Source organism: Pararhizobium arenae (assembly GCF_001931685.1).
GTDB classification, from domain to species: Bacteria; Pseudomonadota; Alphaproteobacteria; order Rhizobiales; family Rhizobiaceae; genus Pararhizobium; species Pararhizobium arenae.
Window position 1 is genome coordinate 224,640 of record NZ_MOOY01000008.1, and the last position, 15,078, is coordinate 239,717.

The 15,078-nt window shown below is 60.3% G+C and carries 19 protein-coding genes; 15 read left to right on the plus strand and 4 right to left on the minus strand.

Annotated elements, in window-relative coordinates:
* Positions 1 to 29: 29 nt before the first annotated feature.
* From fliG to motA, 4 genes are all read right to left on the minus strand, one after another.
* Entirely contained in the window at positions 30 to 1,064 is a 1,035-nt protein-coding gene (gene fliG, locus BLX89_RS18780) for a flagellar motor switch protein FliG (RefSeq protein WP_075292477.1), read from the minus strand.
* Positions 1,065 to 1,093: 29 nt separating this feature from the next.
* Positions 1,094 to 1,687: a flagellar motor switch protein FliN gene (fliN, locus tag BLX89_RS18785; protein ID WP_075292478.1), complete on the minus strand. Its 594-nt coding sequence runs from the start codon at positions 1,685 to 1,687 to the stop codon at positions 1,094 to 1,096.
* Between the two features lie 75 nt (positions 1,688 to 1,762).
* Complete coding sequence (locus tag BLX89_RS18790) at positions 1,763 to 2,710, minus strand: FliM/FliN family flagellar motor switch protein (protein WP_075292479.1); 948 nt, start codon at positions 2,708 to 2,710, stop codon at positions 1,763 to 1,765.
* A 3-nt stretch (positions 2,711 to 2,713) separates the two neighbouring features.
* Entirely contained in the window at positions 2,714 to 3,592 is an 879-nt protein-coding gene (motA, locus tag BLX89_RS18795) for a flagellar motor stator protein MotA (RefSeq protein WP_075292586.1), read from the minus strand.
* A 192-nt stretch (positions 3,593 to 3,784) separates the two neighbouring features.
* On the opposite strand from motA, the gene BLX89_RS18800 reads away from it, so the two are divergent.
* The 15 genes from BLX89_RS18800 (at position 3,785) to BLX89_RS18870 (ending at position 14,947) form a co-directional block, all read left to right on the plus strand.
* Positions 3,785 to 4,561, plus strand: a complete 777-nt coding sequence (locus BLX89_RS18800; protein ID WP_075292480.1) for a DUF1217 domain-containing protein — start codon at positions 3,785 to 3,787, stop codon at positions 4,559 to 4,561.
* 1 nt (position 4,562) lies between these two features.
* Entirely contained in the window at positions 4,563 to 5,288 is a 726-nt protein-coding gene (gene flgF, locus BLX89_RS18805) for a flagellar basal-body rod protein FlgF (protein WP_075292481.1), read from the plus strand.
* Between the two features lie 47 nt (positions 5,289 to 5,335).
* Positions 5,336 to 6,718 (plus strand): flagellar protein export ATPase FliI, encoded by a 1,383-nt coding sequence (gene fliI / locus BLX89_RS18810; protein WP_075292482.1) that lies wholly within the window; start codon positions 5,336 to 5,338, stop codon positions 6,716 to 6,718.
* A 22-nt stretch (positions 6,719 to 6,740) separates the two neighbouring features.
* Positions 6,741 to 7,271 (plus strand): flagellar protein, encoded by a 531-nt coding sequence (locus tag BLX89_RS18815; protein WP_075292587.1) that lies wholly within the window; start codon positions 6,741 to 6,743, stop codon positions 7,269 to 7,271.
* A gap of 194 nt (positions 7,272 to 7,465) precedes the next feature.
* Positions 7,466 to 7,846 (plus strand): flagellar basal body rod protein FlgB, encoded by a 381-nt coding sequence (flgB, locus tag BLX89_RS18820; RefSeq protein ID WP_075292588.1) that lies wholly within the window; start codon positions 7,466 to 7,468, stop codon positions 7,844 to 7,846.
* Between the two features lie 5 nt (positions 7,847 to 7,851).
* Complete coding sequence (gene flgC / locus BLX89_RS18825) at positions 7,852 to 8,271, plus strand: flagellar basal body rod protein FlgC (protein WP_075292483.1); 420 nt, start codon at positions 7,852 to 7,854, stop codon at positions 8,269 to 8,271.
* On the plus strand, positions 8,271 to 8,603 hold the full coding sequence (fliE, locus tag BLX89_RS18830; protein ID WP_075292484.1) for a flagellar hook-basal body complex protein FliE: 333 nt from the start codon (positions 8,271 to 8,273) through the stop codon (positions 8,601 to 8,603). Before flgC ends, fliE begins: the two co-directional genes overlap by 1 nt.
* Before the next feature lie 12 nt (positions 8,604 to 8,615).
* Positions 8,616 to 9,404, plus strand: a complete 789-nt coding sequence (flgG, locus tag BLX89_RS18835) for a flagellar basal-body rod protein FlgG (RefSeq protein WP_075292485.1) — start codon at positions 8,616 to 8,618, stop codon at positions 9,402 to 9,404.
* A gap of 16 nt (positions 9,405 to 9,420) precedes the next feature.
* Positions 9,421 to 9,939, plus strand: coding sequence for a flagellar basal body P-ring formation chaperone FlgA (flgA, locus tag BLX89_RS18840; protein WP_075292486.1), 519 nt, complete (start codon positions 9,421 to 9,423; stop codon positions 9,937 to 9,939).
* Entirely contained in the window at positions 9,936 to 11,051 is a 1,116-nt protein-coding gene (locus BLX89_RS18845; protein ID WP_075292487.1) for a flagellar basal body P-ring protein FlgI, read from the plus strand. Before flgA ends, BLX89_RS18845 begins: the two co-directional genes overlap by 4 nt.
* Positions 11,048 to 11,590, plus strand: coding sequence for a MotE family protein (locus BLX89_RS18850; RefSeq protein WP_075292488.1), 543 nt, complete (start codon positions 11,048 to 11,050; stop codon positions 11,588 to 11,590). The genes BLX89_RS18845 and BLX89_RS18850 overlap by 4 nt, the downstream gene beginning before the upstream one ends.
* Positions 11,587 to 12,300: a flagellar basal body L-ring protein FlgH gene (gene flgH / locus BLX89_RS18855; RefSeq protein ID WP_075292489.1), complete on the plus strand. Its 714-nt coding sequence runs from the start codon at positions 11,587 to 11,589 to the stop codon at positions 12,298 to 12,300. The genes BLX89_RS18850 and flgH overlap by 4 nt, the downstream gene beginning before the upstream one ends.
* A 61-nt stretch (positions 12,301 to 12,361) precedes the next feature.
* The gene (locus BLX89_RS18860; RefSeq protein ID WP_075292490.1) at positions 12,362 to 12,919 is read left to right on the plus strand and encodes a flagellar basal body-associated FliL family protein; all 558 of its coding nucleotides are present in this window, start codon (positions 12,362 to 12,364) and stop codon (positions 12,917 to 12,919) included.
* Positions 12,916 to 13,665: a flagellar type III secretion system pore protein FliP gene (gene fliP / locus BLX89_RS18865; RefSeq protein ID WP_198935171.1), complete on the plus strand. Its 750-nt coding sequence runs from the start codon at positions 12,916 to 12,918 to the stop codon at positions 13,663 to 13,665. The genes BLX89_RS18860 and fliP overlap by 4 nt, the downstream gene beginning before the upstream one ends.
* A 322-nt stretch (positions 13,666 to 13,987) precedes the next feature.
* Entirely contained in the window at positions 13,988 to 14,947 is a 960-nt protein-coding gene (locus BLX89_RS18870; RefSeq protein ID WP_075292491.1) for a flagellin N-terminal helical domain-containing protein, read from the plus strand.
* Positions 14,948 to 15,078 lie beyond the last annotated feature (131 nt).

Below are 15,078 nucleotides of genomic sequence, written 5' to 3' on the forward strand. Positions count from 1 at the left end.
CACAGAAACGGTAGAAGCTGGCTGCTTCGTCAGGCCGCTGCTGCCGCTTCCTTCTCCTTCAGCTCGATCTGACCGCTTGCGGCAAGCCGGATCGCTTCCTGGGTGATCGAGCGGCGCGCAATGGCGATATCGCGCGGGTTGATGCCGGCATCGCCGGCAGAAAGATCGGATTCGATCATGCGGCGCTGACGTGCGCCGATCGAGGCCAGCACACATTCGCGCAGCTCCATGCTCGAACCGCGCAGTGCCATCGTGATGATGTCGCCGGAGACGTCGTTGAGAAGCTGGACGCGGCTGCGCTGCGGCATGTTGAGGATGTCGTCGAAGAGGAAGATCTTCGGGCGAACCTTCTTGACCGATTCCGTGCTGATGTCCTCGAGGGACGCGAGCAGTGTATCGACCTGCCCTTTTTCCATCTCGTTCATGACTTCCGCGATCTTCTGGGAACCGATCGAGTTGCGCTCGGCATCCAGTTCGCGCATCAGTTCCATGACACGCGTTTCGATGATCGAGGCCGCCTTGGGGGCGACGTTCTTCATGTTGACGGTACGGTTGATGATATCGGCGCGGCCGGCTTCGGGAAGCTGCAGCAGCACCTTGGCACCGAAGGTCGACGGCATCATCGACAGGACATAAGCGATGGTCTGCGGATGTTCCTTGCCGAGATACTTGGCGACCTGGATGGGGTCGGAATCCAGGAGCCGGTCCCAGATATTGGTTTCGTAAGACTGGAAGGCGGTGCGGCGGCCGAGAAGGCCATCGACTTCGTCCGGTGTCAGGCCTTCCTCGAGGATGGCCTCGATGGCCTTGGCGTTGTCCATCAGGCCCGCGCCTTCGGTGAACAGGTCCTCGAACTCGTTGACGAGCAGTTCCAGTTCATCCGGCGGGATGGAGCGCAGCGACTGGGCCGAGGCGATGATCGCCTGCAGTTCGCTCTGGGAAAAGAATTTCAGCAATTTGCCGGCAACGGGCTTGCCCATTGCGAGCAGAACCGCTGCGGCCTTGTCAATCTGGCTGAGCGGTCTGGTTGGCGCCTGGGCGGCGAAATCGTCGAAATCCATCATGGATCCTTCCTTATAACCCTGGATCGGGTTTAACTTTTACTCGTACCCTTGATCTCGATGAGCTTGACACCGAAGCGGGTGTCGTCTTCCTCGAGAACCGTAATTTCACCGCGGCCGATCATGCGTCCGTTGACCATGATCTCAACCGGTTCGCCGATCCGGCGATCGAGCGCGATCGTCGCACCTTCGTTCAGACCCATCAGGCTCGAAACCTGCATGCGGCTCGAACCGAGAACGATCTGGACGTCGATCGGAATGTCCATGATCAGGTCGAGGTTGGATGTCATGGCGCTGCCCGGCTCACCGGTGGAGGTGCCGCCGAAGTCCGTATCGCCGAAGCCGCTGCCGCCGAAGGCCCCGGCGGATGTGTCGTCAAGGCCACCGAACGAGGCGCCGGCTCCGAATTCGCTGCCGAATTCGCTGGCGGAGGTGTCGAAGCTGCTGCCGAAATCCGATCCGGCGCCGCCGGTGTCGGCGAAATCCATTCCGAAATCGCCCGTGGGAGCTGCGCTGTCGGCATCGCTCTTGAGGACGCCACGCAGATCGTCGATCGCGCGATCAAGCTCGGCATCGTCGCCGGCCAGGTTCGTCAGGTCTTCAGTGGGTGCTTTCTTCGTAGCCATGTGCAAATTATTCCATTCGAAGCTTGCCCCAACCATGTTGCGGGCTTGAGTTCAGGCAAGAGGCGTTCGTTGTTCTTAACTCATCAGGTGGTTGAGAATGTCGTTGTCCGAGCCGTGTGTGTCTTTGATCCGTACCGTGTAGCGCGTGCCCGAGCGTCCGAATTCGCAGATATAGAGGTCACGACCGTTGGCATTGACCTCGACGCGAACATCCTTGGCGTCGTGGAAGGGGATGATATCGCCGGGCTGCAAACGGCTGACAGCGTTCAGGGTCAGGCTTTGCAGCTTGATCCGCGCCTCCAGGTTAACGTTTGAGCGACGGACCTGCTGTTCCAGTTGCTCGCCCCATTCGGTCTTTGCCTTGCGGTTCTGGCCGGTGCCTTTCGGAAAGACGATGGTCGTCTTCAAGAGCGGCTGCTGGGGAACGATGATCGAGAAGGTCGAGAGGATTGGCCCGAGGCCGATCGAAATGTTGATGCAGGCGGCAAAGACGTCTTCTTCCTCGGCGACCGCCGAGGGCTTGCCGCCAGCATTGAAGGGGCGTCCGAGCACGGGCTCAAAGCCGCCCGGCGCGTTGACGGCGGTCTTGAGAACCTCGGCGATCTTTTCGAAAACCATGGCCGCAACGTCGAGTTCGATGTCGGAGAGCTGGCGTGGCTTCGATTCTTCCACTTCCGAGGCGGAGGCGCCGAGCAGCATTTCGACAAGCCCGATGATGGCCGGGCTGTCGATACCGAGAATGAAATCCTGGCACCAGTTGCGCAGGCCCACATTGCAAAGCCCGACGCCGTCGCCGAGATTGGTGACCAGCTTGCTCATCAGGCCGGATTCGAAACCGGCATAGGTGATGGTAATATCCTGCTGGGTTTCGCTGTTCAGGATATCTGGAAGAAATTCGGAGAAGACCTGGCCGAGTTCCTCGGCCAGTTTGCCGACCGTCTGGTCGTCGCCGAGATTGCCCGTCATGCGGGCAAGAAGGCGGCGATCGAAGGTGTGGACGTTGCTTTTGGCGTTCATGGTCATCTATCAGGCTGCCTTGCTTTCGCCACCGCCGCCGGGGTTCATCATTTCCTGCTCGACGGCATCGATCGAAGGACGCTCGTAAGCCGAAATGGTCTTGCGGCCGTATTCGAGCGCAACCTGCGGAACCGAGCCGTTCATGTAGGCAAGCAGTGTCTGCTTGACGATGATGTAGAGGCGGTTCTGCTTTTCGCGCACCGACTTGACGTTGGCGATCATCGGGGCGACCACGCAATAGGACAGGAAGATGCCGAGCATGGTGCCGACGAGGGCGGCTGCGATCTTGCCGCCGAGAACTTCCGGCGATTCCGAGATGGCGCCCATGGCCTTGATAACGCCGAGAACGGCCGCGACGATACCGATGGCCGGGAAGGCGTCACTCATGGTGGTGAGCGCGTTGTAGACCTTCATCTTGTCGTGGGTGATCGTGTTGATTTCCTCATCCATCAGCGCCTCGATTTCATGGCTGCGGGCATTGCCGATGATAATGAGGCGAACATAGTCACAGATGAACGAGGTCAGTTCCTTGTTCTTCAGGACCGTCGGGGCCGACTGGAAGATGGTGGATTCGTCCGGGTTGTCGATATGGGCTTCGATCTCATTGCGCGATTTGGTGCGCAGGTCGCGCATCAGGCTGTAGAGGACGCCGAGCGTATCGAGATAATTGCGTTCCTTCGGAACCTTGTGCGCGAAGGCCTCGCCCAGAGCCTTGCCGGTGTCCTTCAGAACCTTCATCGAGTTTGCCATCACGTAACCGCCGAGGCCGGCGCCGCCGATGATCACGAGCTCGAACGGCTGGTTCAGAACTTCCAAATGGCCGCCCATGGCGATGAAGCCGCCAAGGATACAGCCGATGGTCAAGACGAGACCGATGATGATGTTCATTTCGATACCTGCCGCAATGATGGAATTTTCGAGATATCGATAGGTCTTGAGCCTTGCGTGAGGCTGGCCCAAAGGCCGAAAACGGCCGTTTCCCGCCAACAGGTTCGCGCAAGCAAGTTCCTGCAGTTTCCGCCGGTAGAGCCGGAGCCCTGCGCGGATTCCGGGTGTGAACCAGAGAGCGGGATAACTGTCGTGACGACCACCTACACCAGTTACAAGCTGATAACGACCGATATGTCCAAGTCGCTGGACAAGGTATCGAAGCAGCCGGACGTTGCCCGCGAGACCGAGTATTACCTCGCCAACATCGGCAACATCAAATCCATCGACGATTTCTTCGCCGACAGCCGCCTTTATAATTACGCCATCAAGGCACATGGTCTCGAAGACATGGGCTATGCCAAGGCCTTCATGCGCAAGGTCCTGACGGAAGGCATCGACAGCGAGGATGCCTTCGCCAAGCAGCTCACCGACAGCCGCTATACCGATCTGGTTGAATCGCTGAATTTTGCGCGCAATGGCGCGGCTGCGACGTCCTTCGACAGCGCCCAGAAAGGCGTCGCCGACAAATACATGCGCCAGACGCTGGAGCAGAACGCCGGCGAGGAGAATGCCGGCGTGCGTCTTGCTCTTTATTTCGAGCGTATGGCGCCGACCATCGACAGCGGTTACGCGATCCTCGCCGATGACGCGCTGGCGCAAGTCGCCCGCACGATCATGCAGATGCCGGATGAGTTTGCCGCTTCCGATATCGACAAGCAGGCGGCGGCAGTCGAGCGGGCCATCGACCTCGGCGACCTCAAGGACCCGACCAAACTCACGAAGCTGCTCGAACGCTTCACGGCGCTGTGGGAAATCGACAATTCTTCCGATGGCTACGACCCGCTTGCGGTCTTCGGTTCCGCCAGCCGCGGGATCTCCTCGGATCTCCTGCTTTCCATCAATACCCTGAAACTCGGAGGTCGCTGATATGCAGACCGGACTTTACGTGGCGGTTTCGTCGCAGATGGCGCTGGAAAAGCGCATGAACACGCTTGCCGATAACGTCGCGAACTCCAACACCGTCGGATTTCGCGCAACCGAGGTGAAGTTCAACCAGCTGATTGGCGACAACAAGCCGGCGCAGGTATCCTTCGTGTCGCGCGGGGAAGAGTTCATCAACACCAACAATGGCGGCCTGACGCAGACCAACAACACGCTCGACTTCGCCATCAAGGGCGATGCCTGGTTCCAGATCGAGACGCCATCCGGCCCAGCGCTGACCCGCGACGGTCGCTTCACGCTGACCGAAACCGGCGATCTCGTGACCCTCAAGGGGTATCCTGTGCTCGATGCCGGCGGCGCTCCGGTCCAGATTGCCGACGGCAGTTCGCCGATCAAGGTCGGTTCCGACGGGTCGATCCACCAGAACGGCACGCAGGTCGCGGCGCTTGGTCTCTATGAAGCGGACTTTTCGAACGGCTTTATTCGAACGGATAATAGTGGCGTGATCCCGAACAGCCAGCCGGAGCCCGTCGTCGATCGCATGGACGTCGGCGTGATGCAGGGATACGTCGAGGAATCCAACGTCAATCCGGTTCAGGAGATGTCCCAACTGATCATGGTGTCGCGTGCCTTCGAAAACATCAGCGCGCTGATGCGCGACAGCGAAGGTTCGCTGGATGAAGCCATCAAGACCCTGGGTGGGGCGAAGTAAACCGCTGCATTTGAACAGCATGGTTTGAACGCTGAAGACGAGGCCGTATGCAAAACGAGAAGATCAGGATCAAGACGTCTTCGACATCGCTTGCCGCGTTGTCGGGTCTTGCCCAGCGCTACGCCAACCCGGATTTTTCCATCGCGCCGGGCGGCCACGTCCAGACCATTGCTGCCGGTCACTATACGGTCAGCGGCCTCTCGCGCCATGTTCGCCTCGGCGAATTCGTCGCGCACAAGAGCGCGACCGGCATTCATCTCGGCGAGGTGGTGAAGGTCGAGCCGGAGCTGGTCTATGTATGCCCCATCGAGCCGGGCGACCCGATCGGCATTCATGACACCGTGATCCGCAAGGGCGCCTTCCGCATCGCGCCGACGGAATCCTGGTGCGGCCGGACCATAAACTCGCTGTGCGAACCGATCGATGGTCGTGGCCCCATGCTGCAGGGGGACGTGCGCCGCTCGATTTCCAACACAGCGCCGCCGTCGATGACCCGCAAGCGCGTCGAGCACGGTTTCAAGACGGGCGTTCGCGCCATCGACATCTTCTCGCCGCTGTGCCTGGGCCAGCGTCTCGGCGTTTTTGCCGGTTCCGGCGTCGGCAAATCGACATTGCTGTCCATGCTCGCCCGGGCCGATGCTTTCGACAAGGTGGTCATCGCGCTGGTCGGCGAACGCGGCCGTGAAGTGCGCGAATTCATCGAGGATACGCTTGGCGACAACCTGAAGAAATCTGTCGCCGTCGTCGCCACCAGCGACGAAAGCCCGATGCTGCGCAAGATGGCGCCGCTGACGGCTATCACCATTGCCGAGCACTACCGCGACAAGGGCGATAACGTCCTTTTGATCGTCGACAGCGTGACGCGCTTCGCCCATGCGATCCGTGAGGTGGCGACCGCATCCGGCGAACCGCCGATCGCCCGTGGTTATCCCGCATCGGTCTTCACCGAACTGCCGCGTCTTCTCGAGCGGGCAGGGCCGGGGGCGGAAGGCACGGGAACGATCACGGCGATCATCTCGATCCTTGTCGATGGTGACAACCACAATGATCCGATCGCCGACTCGACCCGCGGTATTCTCGACGGACACATCGTGATGGATCGAAGCCTTGCCGAGGAGGGGCGCTACCCCCCCGTCAATCCGCTGGCCTCCGTGTCGCGTCTGGCGCGCAAGGCCTGGACGCCGGATCAGGAAAAGCTGGTGTCGCGGCTGAAGTCGCTGATCCACCGTTTCGAGGAGACCCGCGATCTGCGGCTGATCGGCGGCTACAGGGCCGGCAGCGATCCGGATCTGGATATGGCGATCAAGCAGGTGCCGGTTATCTACGACATTCTGAAACAGACCCCTGGCGAGCGGCCCGCATTTGACGCTTTCGGCGATCTGGCCAATGCGCTGAAGGCGGCTGCGGGCATGGGCGGACCGAAGCGGTGAGGGCGAGGGCATGAAAAACCAGATGACTGACTACGATGCCGATGAGGTTGTAACCCAGCGCAAGCGCCGGGATCGGGTGCCGCTGATCGACAAGGCGCTCGGCGCGACCGGCATCGCGCTCGCAGGCCTCGCGGTCTTTTTCCCGTGGTACGCCTTTCTCAATCAGGACAAGTTTTCGCTGCCGACCCTGTGGCAGGGAAGTTCGCGCGAAATCCCGGGCATGGGACAGAGCGGGCTTTCCGCTTCGCCGCTGGCGCTGAACAACCCTGAAACCCGCGCAGCCGTCGACCAGCTGGTGACGGCGACGGTGCCAGACCCTGCCGAGACGCCTGCCACTGCGCAGGACGGTCCGGGCCAGCCGTTTCCGTCAGCCTCCGGCTTTCGCCTCATGCACGTCGCAGATGGTCGTGCTTTGGTCGAGGACAGCAACGGCATTTACATCGTCAATGTCGGCGGAGTTCTGCCGGACAACAGCCGCGTCGCGACGCTTGAGCAGCGCGACGGCCGCTGGGTGATGATCACCTCCAAGGGCGACCTGATCCAGGCCGAATAGCCCGGCCTCCACCCTTGATTTCCCATTCTTCCGGAAAAAGCCGGCGGTCGCACTTGCGGGCGTCGCACTCGGCGTTGCGCAAAAGCCTCATTTATTCCGCCGGCCATCGTTTCGAGGCCGGCAAAGCGCCCTCAGCAACAGTCTGACGCAAGATTGCCGTCATAGGTTCCAGGCAACAAGCATGGAGTCGCATGATGCAACCGATACAGCTTTTTGATCTCGCGTCGCGGCAGGCGCAATGGCTGGCAGTTCGCCAGAACGTCGTCGCGGGCAACATAGCAAACGTCAACACGCCTCATTACGCAGCCAAGGACATCAAATCCTTCGAAAGCACGCTGCAGACAACCGGCATCCAGATGGCCGCGACCCAACGTGGACACTTCACCGAGAGCCCGGAAGCGGCGCAGGTGACGGAAACCAGCATGCTGGAAGATACCCAGATCCAGCAGTCGGGCAACAGTGTCCAGCTGGAAAAGGAAATGATGAAAACCGGTGAGATCAAGCGCGACTACGAGCTCAACACCGGGCTCGTAAAGGCGTTTCACCGGATGATGCTCATGACGGTACGGAAGTAAGAGCCATGGATCCTCTCGTCTCATCCCTTCGTGTTTCGGCCTCTGGCCTGGAAGCGGAATCGACCCGCCTCAGGATCGTTTCCGAAAACATCGCCAACGCCCGCTCGACCGGCGATACGCCCGGCGCGGACCCTTATCGGCGCAAGACCGTCAGCTTCACGGCCGAAGTGGACCGCATGAGCGGCGCCTCCACCGTTTCCATCGAACGTCTGGGCACGGACGATTCCGATTTCGTGACGGAATTCGACCCCGGCAATCCGGCCGCCGACGACAAGGGCATGGTCAAGCTGCCGAACGTCAACGTCCTCGTCGAAATGGCGGACATGCGGGAGGCCAACCGGTCCTACGAGGCCAATCTGCAAACCACGCGTCAGGCCCGTGACCTGATTTCCGCGACAATCGACCTTCTGAGGGCTTCGCAATAATGATCGACGCAATCAACACCATCAGCTCGGCGATCTCCGGCGCCAAGGGCGTTTCGTCCAGTCTGGAAAGCTCGGCCACGCAGGCCCTTTCCGGTTCCGTCGCGAGCGGCACCACCCAGAGCTTCGCATCCGTCATGTCCAACATGGCGAGCGACGCCGTCAACAGCCTGAAGGCGTCGGAAGTGGCTTCCATCCAGGGCATTCGCGGCGAGGCCAACACCCGCGAAGTCATCGATGCCGTCATGAACGCCGAACAGTCGCTCCAGACCGCAATCGCCATCCGGGACAAGGTGGTCACCGCCTATCTCGAAGTCGCACGCATGTCGATCTAAAGGACACATTCCATGAAGGCTCTCGCCATCGCCGCAACCGGCATGAACGCCCAGCAGCTCAACCTGGAAGTCATCGCGAACAACATCGCGAATATCAACACCACAGGCTACAAGCGCGCGCGCGCCGAGTTCTCGGATCTTCTCTACCAGACCGAGCGCGCCCAGGGCGTGCCGAACCGCGCCAACCAGGCGATCGTTCCGGAAGGCGCGATGATTGGTCTCGGCGTCCAGACCTCGGCGGTGCGCAACCTGCACCTTCAGGGCAGCCTCGTCAGCACCGGCAACGATCTCGATATGGCTCTCGTCGGCCGCGGCTGGTTCCAGATCGAGACGCCGGATGGCGAAACCGCCTATACCCGTGCGGGCGCCTTCAACACCAATGCCGATGGCCAGCTCGTCACCATTGATGGCTACACCGTGGTTCCGGGCGTAACCGTACCGGCAAATACCAGCGAGATCACCGTCAGCGCCTCCGGCCAGGTCATGGCCCGCATCGGCAACGACACGATCCCGCAGGAAATCGGCCAGCTGACGATCGCCAACTTCGTCAACGAAGCCGGCCTCGAGCCACAGGGCGACAACCTGTTCAAGCAGACGCCGGCCTCCGGCGACCCGGTTGTCGGCACGCCGGGCGATCCGGGCTACGCGCAGATCAAGCAGAAGTACCTCGAAGCGTCCAACGTCGATCCGGTCAAGGAAATCACCGATCTGATCTCCGCCCAGCGCGCCTATGAGATGAACTCCAAGATCATCCAGGCCGCCGACGAAATGGCCGCAACCGTCAGCAAGAATCTCAGGTAAGAGAAGGAAGGCAGACATGATGTTTCGCCGGATGGATCAAGTCTCGAAGTCGACTGTCGTGGTGGTGCGCGCGATACGCCTGCGCGCGCTAGCAGGCGTTGTCGCGTTCTGTGCCGGGCTTTTGCCGGGCCAGTTCGCCGCGGCGGAAAAGCTGACCGCGGTCATTCCCAAGGAAACGATCTATCCCGGCGACATCATCGATGCGAGCCGTCTCGAAGAGGTCGAGGTCACCAACCCGAACCTGACCGGCGACTACGCCCATCGTATCGACGAGGTGACCGGCAAGATTACCAACCGCACCTTGCTTGCGGGGCGCGTCATCCTCGTTTCCGGCCTTCGCGATCCTTACGTCGTCGAGCGCGGCAAGGCTGTCCGCATCGTCTACACGAACGGTCCCCTGACGATCACCGCGGGCGGTGCGCCGCTGGAGAACGCCGCCATCGGCGATCTCATCCGCGTGCGCAACACCGATAGCGGCGTGATCGTGCAGGGCACAGTCATGCAGGACGGCACAATCCAGGTGGTGGCAAAATGAGAACTCTTCTTGGCAAATGGCTGGTCGCACTGGCTGCCGTCTGCTCGATCGCGGTTTCGCCCGTGGAGGCGGCATCGCGCATCAAGGACGTGGCGTCGCTGCAATCCGGTCGCGAAAACCAGCTGATCGGCTACGGTCTCGTCGTCGGTCTTCAGGGCACGGGTGACAGCCTGCGGTCCTCGCCTTTCACCGAACAGTCGTTGCGTGCGATGCTGCAAAATCTCGGCATTTCCACGCAGGGCGGTGAATCCCGTTCGAAGAATATCGCAGCCGTTCTGGTCACGGCCAATCTTCCCGCCTTTGCGAGCCCGGGCAGCCGCATGGATGTGACCATCGGCTCGCTCGGCGATGCGACGTCGCTGCGCGGCGGCACGCTGGTCATGACATCGCTCTCAGGCGCAGACGGGCAGATCTATGCGGTTGCGCAGGGCTCGGTGGTCGTCACGGGCTTCAGCGCACAGGGCGATGCCGCGACGCTCAACCAGGGCATCACCACCGCCGGCCGCGTGCCGAACGGCGCGATCATCGAGCGCGAACTGCCGTCCAAGTTCAAGGACGGCTTCAATCTGGTGATGCAGCTGCGCAACCCCGATTTTTCGACGGCCGTCGGCATGGCCGAGGCCATCAACCGTTATTCCAAGGAACAGTTCGGCGGCCGGATCGCGGAGGCGCGCGACAGCCAGACGGTGGTGATCGACAAGCCGAAGACGGCCGATCTTTCGCGCCTGATGGCCGACATCGAAAATCTCGTGATCGAGACCGATGTTCCGGCCCGCGTCGTCGTCAACGAACGCACCGGCACGATTGTCATCGGCCAAGACGTGCGCATATCCGAAGTCGCGGTCAGCTACGGCACGCTTACGGTTCAGGTCACGGAGACCCCGACGGTGGTGCAGCCGGAACCGTTCTCACGCGGCGAAACCGCAATCGAGCCGAACACGACGATCGAGGCTTCGCAGGACGGCGGCACGGTTGCCATCCTCAACGGTTCGAACCTGCGTACCCTCGTCGCCGGCCTCAACAGCATCGGCGTCAAGCCGGACGGTATCATTTCCATTCTCCAGGGCATCAAGACTGCGGGTGCCCTCCAGGCGGAGCTCGTGTTGCAATGATTGCACATATTTTCCCGACAGCCACGGGCCGCGCCCGCCGCTTCTCCATTCTCGCCGCCGGTTGCGTGATGCTCGCCATTCCCGGCGCCTTCGCCCAGGAAGTCGCAGCCCCCGCGGTCGCGGTTCCGGCCAATGGCGATGAAATCCAGCAGTTCTGCACCAATATTGCCGATGCAGCCCGCGATCAGCGCTATGTTTTGCAGAAGAAGGATCTTGAAGAGCTTCAGAGCAACATCGACGAGCGGATTGCCGAGCTTGAGAAGCGCAAGGCCGAATATCAGGACTGGCTGAAGCGTCGCGACGATTTCCTGAAGCAGGCCGAACTCGGCCTCACCGACATCTACAAGAACATGAAGGCGGACGCCGCGGCCGGTCAGCTTGAGCTGATCCATCCCGAAATCGCCGCCGCTATCGTCATGCGTCTGCCCGCGCGGCAGTCGAGCCTTATCCTGAGCGAAATGGACAGCGAAAAGGCTGCCACCCTCGCCAATATCATTTCCAGCGCCAGCGATCCCAATACATCCAAGGAGCCGTCATGAATATCCGCTTTCCGGCTTTGATCGCGGTTGCAGGCCTGCTGGCCGGTTGCCAGCAGACCGTCAACGAAATTGGTCGCGCCCCGTCTATGAGCCCCATCGGCAGCGGCCTGCAATATGCGCAGACGCCCCAGATGGCGATGTATCCGAAGGAGCCGCGCGCGATGGCGAGCGGCTACTCGCTGTGGAGCGACAACCAGGCTGCTTTGTTCAAGGATGCGCGTGCGCTCAATGTCGGTGACATCCTGACCGTCGATATCCAGATCAACGACAAGGCATCGTTCGACAACAAGACGGAACGCAGCCGCGAAAACGACAGCGGTTTCAATATCGGCGCCAATGGCAAGTCTCAGACCAGTCCGGGCTTCGGTTGGAGTGGCGGGCTCGATTACGGCTCCAACACGTCTTCCAAGGGCGATGGCTCGACGGAGCGTTCCGAAAAGCTCGTGCTGCAGGTCGCGGCTGTCGTGACCGGCGTGCTGGAAAACGGCAACCTGCTGATCAGCGGTTCGCAGGAAGTCCGCGTCAATCACGAGATGCGCATCCTGAACGTGGCCGGTATCGTTCGGCCCAAGGATGTCGATGCCGACAACAAGATCTCCTACGAGAAGATCGCCGAAGCACGCATCTCCTACGGCGGTCGCGGCCGCCTGACGGAAATCCAGCAGCCACCCTATGGCCAGCAGGTCATGGACCTGATTTCGCCGATCTGATCCACCACTGGACGATGGCCGGGAATCGCCCCGGCCTGATCCACTTATCCGGATGAACACTATGGAAGAGCTTGACGCAGCCGCGCCGGCGCCGAAGAAGCCCTCGATGATCCTGACCATCGCCGCGATCGGCGTTGTGACGCTGCTGGGGGCCGGCGGCGGTTGGATGCTGGGTGGCATGCTTGCCCCGAAGCCGATCACCGTCGAAGAGGCAAAGGCTCTCGAAGAGGTACGCAAGACGGCAGCAGAGAAAAAGGCGGCCACCGACGCCGCCGAGGCCTCCGGCGGTCACGAATCCAAGAAGGACGAGGGCCTGCCACGGGCGGCCACCGAAGCCAATGGCGTTCTCCAGCTTGAACCGATTACCACCAATCTTGCCTATCCGACAGAAAACTGGATCAGGCTGGAACTGGCGCTGCTGTTCAACGGTCCGCCGGATGCTCCGATGGCTGAGCAGATACATCAGGATATCTCTGCTTATCTCAGAACTGTATCCCTTCAGCAGATCCAGGGACCGCGCGGGTTTCAATATCTGAAGGATGACATCGAAGAACGGGTTGACCTACGCTCCGAAGGGCGCGTAACGAATGTCATCTTCAGGACTTTCGTGATCCAATGATTCGACCACTGATCCGGACTGCCGCATTCATAGCCGCCATGGTGGCGATGTCGGGAATTGCCGGAGCTCAAGGGTTTCCGAGCGATCTCCTGAACACGCCTATCGAAGGCTCCGTGGCATCCTGGATCATCCGCACGTTCGGGCTGATCACGATCCTGTCGATCGCGCCCGGCATCCTGATCATGGTCACGAGCTTCCCGCGCTTCGTCATCGCCTTTGCGATCCTGCGCACCGGTATGGGCCTTGCGACCACGCCATCCAACATGATCATGGTCAGCCTTGCGCTGTTCATGACGTTCTACGTGATGGCGCCGACATTCGACCGCGCCTGGCAGAATGGTGTCGATCCGCTCCTGCAGAACCAGATCACCGAACAGGAGGCGCTGACGCGCATCTCCGATCCGTTCCGGGATTTCATGCTCGCCAACACGCGCGACAAGGATCTGCAGCTGTTTATCGACATGGCCCAGGAAAAGGGTCAGAATCTCGTCGTCGACGGGCAGGTGGATTTGCGCGCGGTCATTCCGGCTTTCATGATTTCGGAGATACGCCGGGGCTTCGAAATCGGCTTCCTGATCATGCTGCCGTTCCTGGTGATCGACCTCGTGGTTGCGACGATTACCATGGCCATGGGCATGATGATGCTGCCGCCCACCTCCATTTCGCTGCCGTTCAAAATTCTCTTCTTCGTGTTGATCGACGGCTGGAACCTCCTGGTGGGCAGCCTGGTCCGATCTTTTAGCTGATCGGGATGTATGGTTAATGAACCGTCAATGAAGTCGAATTCACTGATGTGCTCATTTAACGTAAATATCTGAAAAATAGAGATATTTAAAATTTCAGATCCTGTTTGATTTCCTTCCTAAAATATTAGAGCCGCCTAACAAGTCGGCGCGATTTAAACAAATCGCAATGTTTGGCTGCGATATTCACCCTACATGACGGGTTTGGCCTGCCTGGAGAAAACAGGGAGCCGAGTGGCATGATGCCGAACCGCCATCACCGGTAAGTATTCAGTCCGGTATGTCCCCCTAAAACTCGTATTCTGTACCCAGAGGGACAATTCTAATGACAAGCATTCTGACGAACTCTTCCGCGATGGCCGCGCTGTCCACCCTGCGCTCCATCAGCTCCGACATGGAGACCACCCAGAGCCGCATCTCTTCCGGCCTCCGCGTTGGTTCGGCTGCTGACAATGCTGCCTACTGGTCGATCTCGACGACCATGAAGTCGGACAACAAGGCCCTCTCCACGGTTCAGGACGCACTCGGCCTCGCTTCTGCCAAGACCGACACGGCCTACACCGGCCTTGAAAATTCGATCGAAATCGTTTCCGAAATCAAGGCAAAGCTGGTCGCCGCTCGCGAACCGGGCGTTGACAAGGAAAAGATCAACAAGGAACTGACCGAACTGAAGAACCAGCTGAGCTCGGTTGCTCAGTCGGCTTCGTTCTCGGGCGAAAACTGGCTCTACAATGCTTCGACCGACGCTCTCGGCACGAAGGAAATGGTTGGCTCGTTCACCCGTGGCGCAGACGGCACCGTTTCGGTTGGCGTCATCAACTACGACGCTGCAAACTCGGTTCTGATCGACACCAACGACGTTGACCTCGGCCAGCTGACCAAGGGCATCGAAGTCGTTCAGCCGGATGGCACGACGACCGCTGACGCGACCTACTACCTGGTCGAAGTTGACGGCGCGACCCACACGGGCGACCTGATCGAACTGTCCTCCACCTCGGAAGACGACGACATCGAAGGCATGATCAGCGCGGTTGACTCCATGCTGACCAACCTGACGGACGCTGCTGCAACGCTCGGTGCGACCAACTCGCGCCTGTCGATGCAGGACGACTTCATGGCCGACCTGATGGACGTTATCGACAAGGGCGTAGGCCGTCTCGTCGACGCCGACATGAACGAAGAGTCGACCCGCCTCAAGGCGCTCCAGACCCAGCAGCAGCTCGGTATCCAGGCGCTCTCGATCGCAAACTCGGACAGCCAGAACATCCTGTCGCTGTTCCGTTAATAGAACCGAAGGCGCAGGCCGGTCATCCCCCCAACGACCAGCCTGTGTTCCTCCACAAGAAGCCGCGTCTCGCAAGAGATGCGGCTTTTTTGTTTCCATCCTCAAAAATTACTTTCTTCATTTAGGTTTTC

Bases quoted from the DNA above. Each gene is read 5' to 3' on its own strand.
- fliG (WP_075292477.1), bottom strand. From the start codon at position 1,064: ATGATGGATTTCGACGATTTCGCCGCCCAGGCGCCAACCAGACCGCTC.
- fliN (WP_075292478.1), bottom strand. From the start codon at position 1,687: ATGGCTACGAAGAAAGCACCCACTGAAGACCTGACGAACCTGGCCGGC.
- BLX89_RS18790 (WP_075292479.1), bottom strand. From the start codon at position 2,710: ATGACCATGAACGCCAAAAGCAACGTCCACACCTTCGATCGCCGCCTT.
- motA (WP_075292586.1), bottom strand. From the start codon at position 3,592: ATGAACATCATCATCGGTCTCGTCTTGACCATCGGCTGTATCCTTGGC.
- flgF (WP_075292481.1), top strand. From the start codon at position 4,563: ATGCAGACCGGACTTTACGTGGCGGTTTCGTCGCAGATGGCGCTGGAA.
- fliI (WP_075292482.1), top strand. From the start codon at position 5,336: ATGCAAAACGAGAAGATCAGGATCAAGACGTCTTCGACATCGCTTGCC.
- BLX89_RS18815 (WP_075292587.1), top strand. From the start codon at position 6,741: ATGACTGACTACGATGCCGATGAGGTTGTAACCCAGCGCAAGCGCCGG.
- flgB (WP_075292588.1), top strand. From the start codon at position 7,466: ATGCAACCGATACAGCTTTTTGATCTCGCGTCGCGGCAGGCGCAATGG.
- flgC (WP_075292483.1), top strand. From the start codon at position 7,852: ATGGATCCTCTCGTCTCATCCCTTCGTGTTTCGGCCTCTGGCCTGGAA.
- fliE (WP_075292484.1), top strand. From the start codon at position 8,271: ATGATCGACGCAATCAACACCATCAGCTCGGCGATCTCCGGCGCCAAG.
- flgG (WP_075292485.1), top strand. From the start codon at position 8,616: ATGAAGGCTCTCGCCATCGCCGCAACCGGCATGAACGCCCAGCAGCTC.
- flgA (WP_075292486.1), top strand. From the start codon at position 9,421: ATGATGTTTCGCCGGATGGATCAAGTCTCGAAGTCGACTGTCGTGGTG.
- BLX89_RS18845 (WP_075292487.1), top strand. From the start codon at position 9,936: ATGAGAACTCTTCTTGGCAAATGGCTGGTCGCACTGGCTGCCGTCTGC.
- BLX89_RS18850 (WP_075292488.1), top strand. From the start codon at position 11,048: ATGATTGCACATATTTTCCCGACAGCCACGGGCCGCGCCCGCCGCTTC.
- flgH (WP_075292489.1), top strand. From the start codon at position 11,587: ATGAATATCCGCTTTCCGGCTTTGATCGCGGTTGCAGGCCTGCTGGCC.
- BLX89_RS18860 (WP_075292490.1), top strand. From the start codon at position 12,362: ATGGAAGAGCTTGACGCAGCCGCGCCGGCGCCGAAGAAGCCCTCGATG.
- fliP (WP_198935171.1), top strand. From the start codon at position 12,916: ATGATTCGACCACTGATCCGGACTGCCGCATTCATAGCCGCCATGGTG.
- BLX89_RS18870 (WP_075292491.1), top strand. From the start codon at position 13,988: ATGACAAGCATTCTGACGAACTCTTCCGCGATGGCCGCGCTGTCCACC.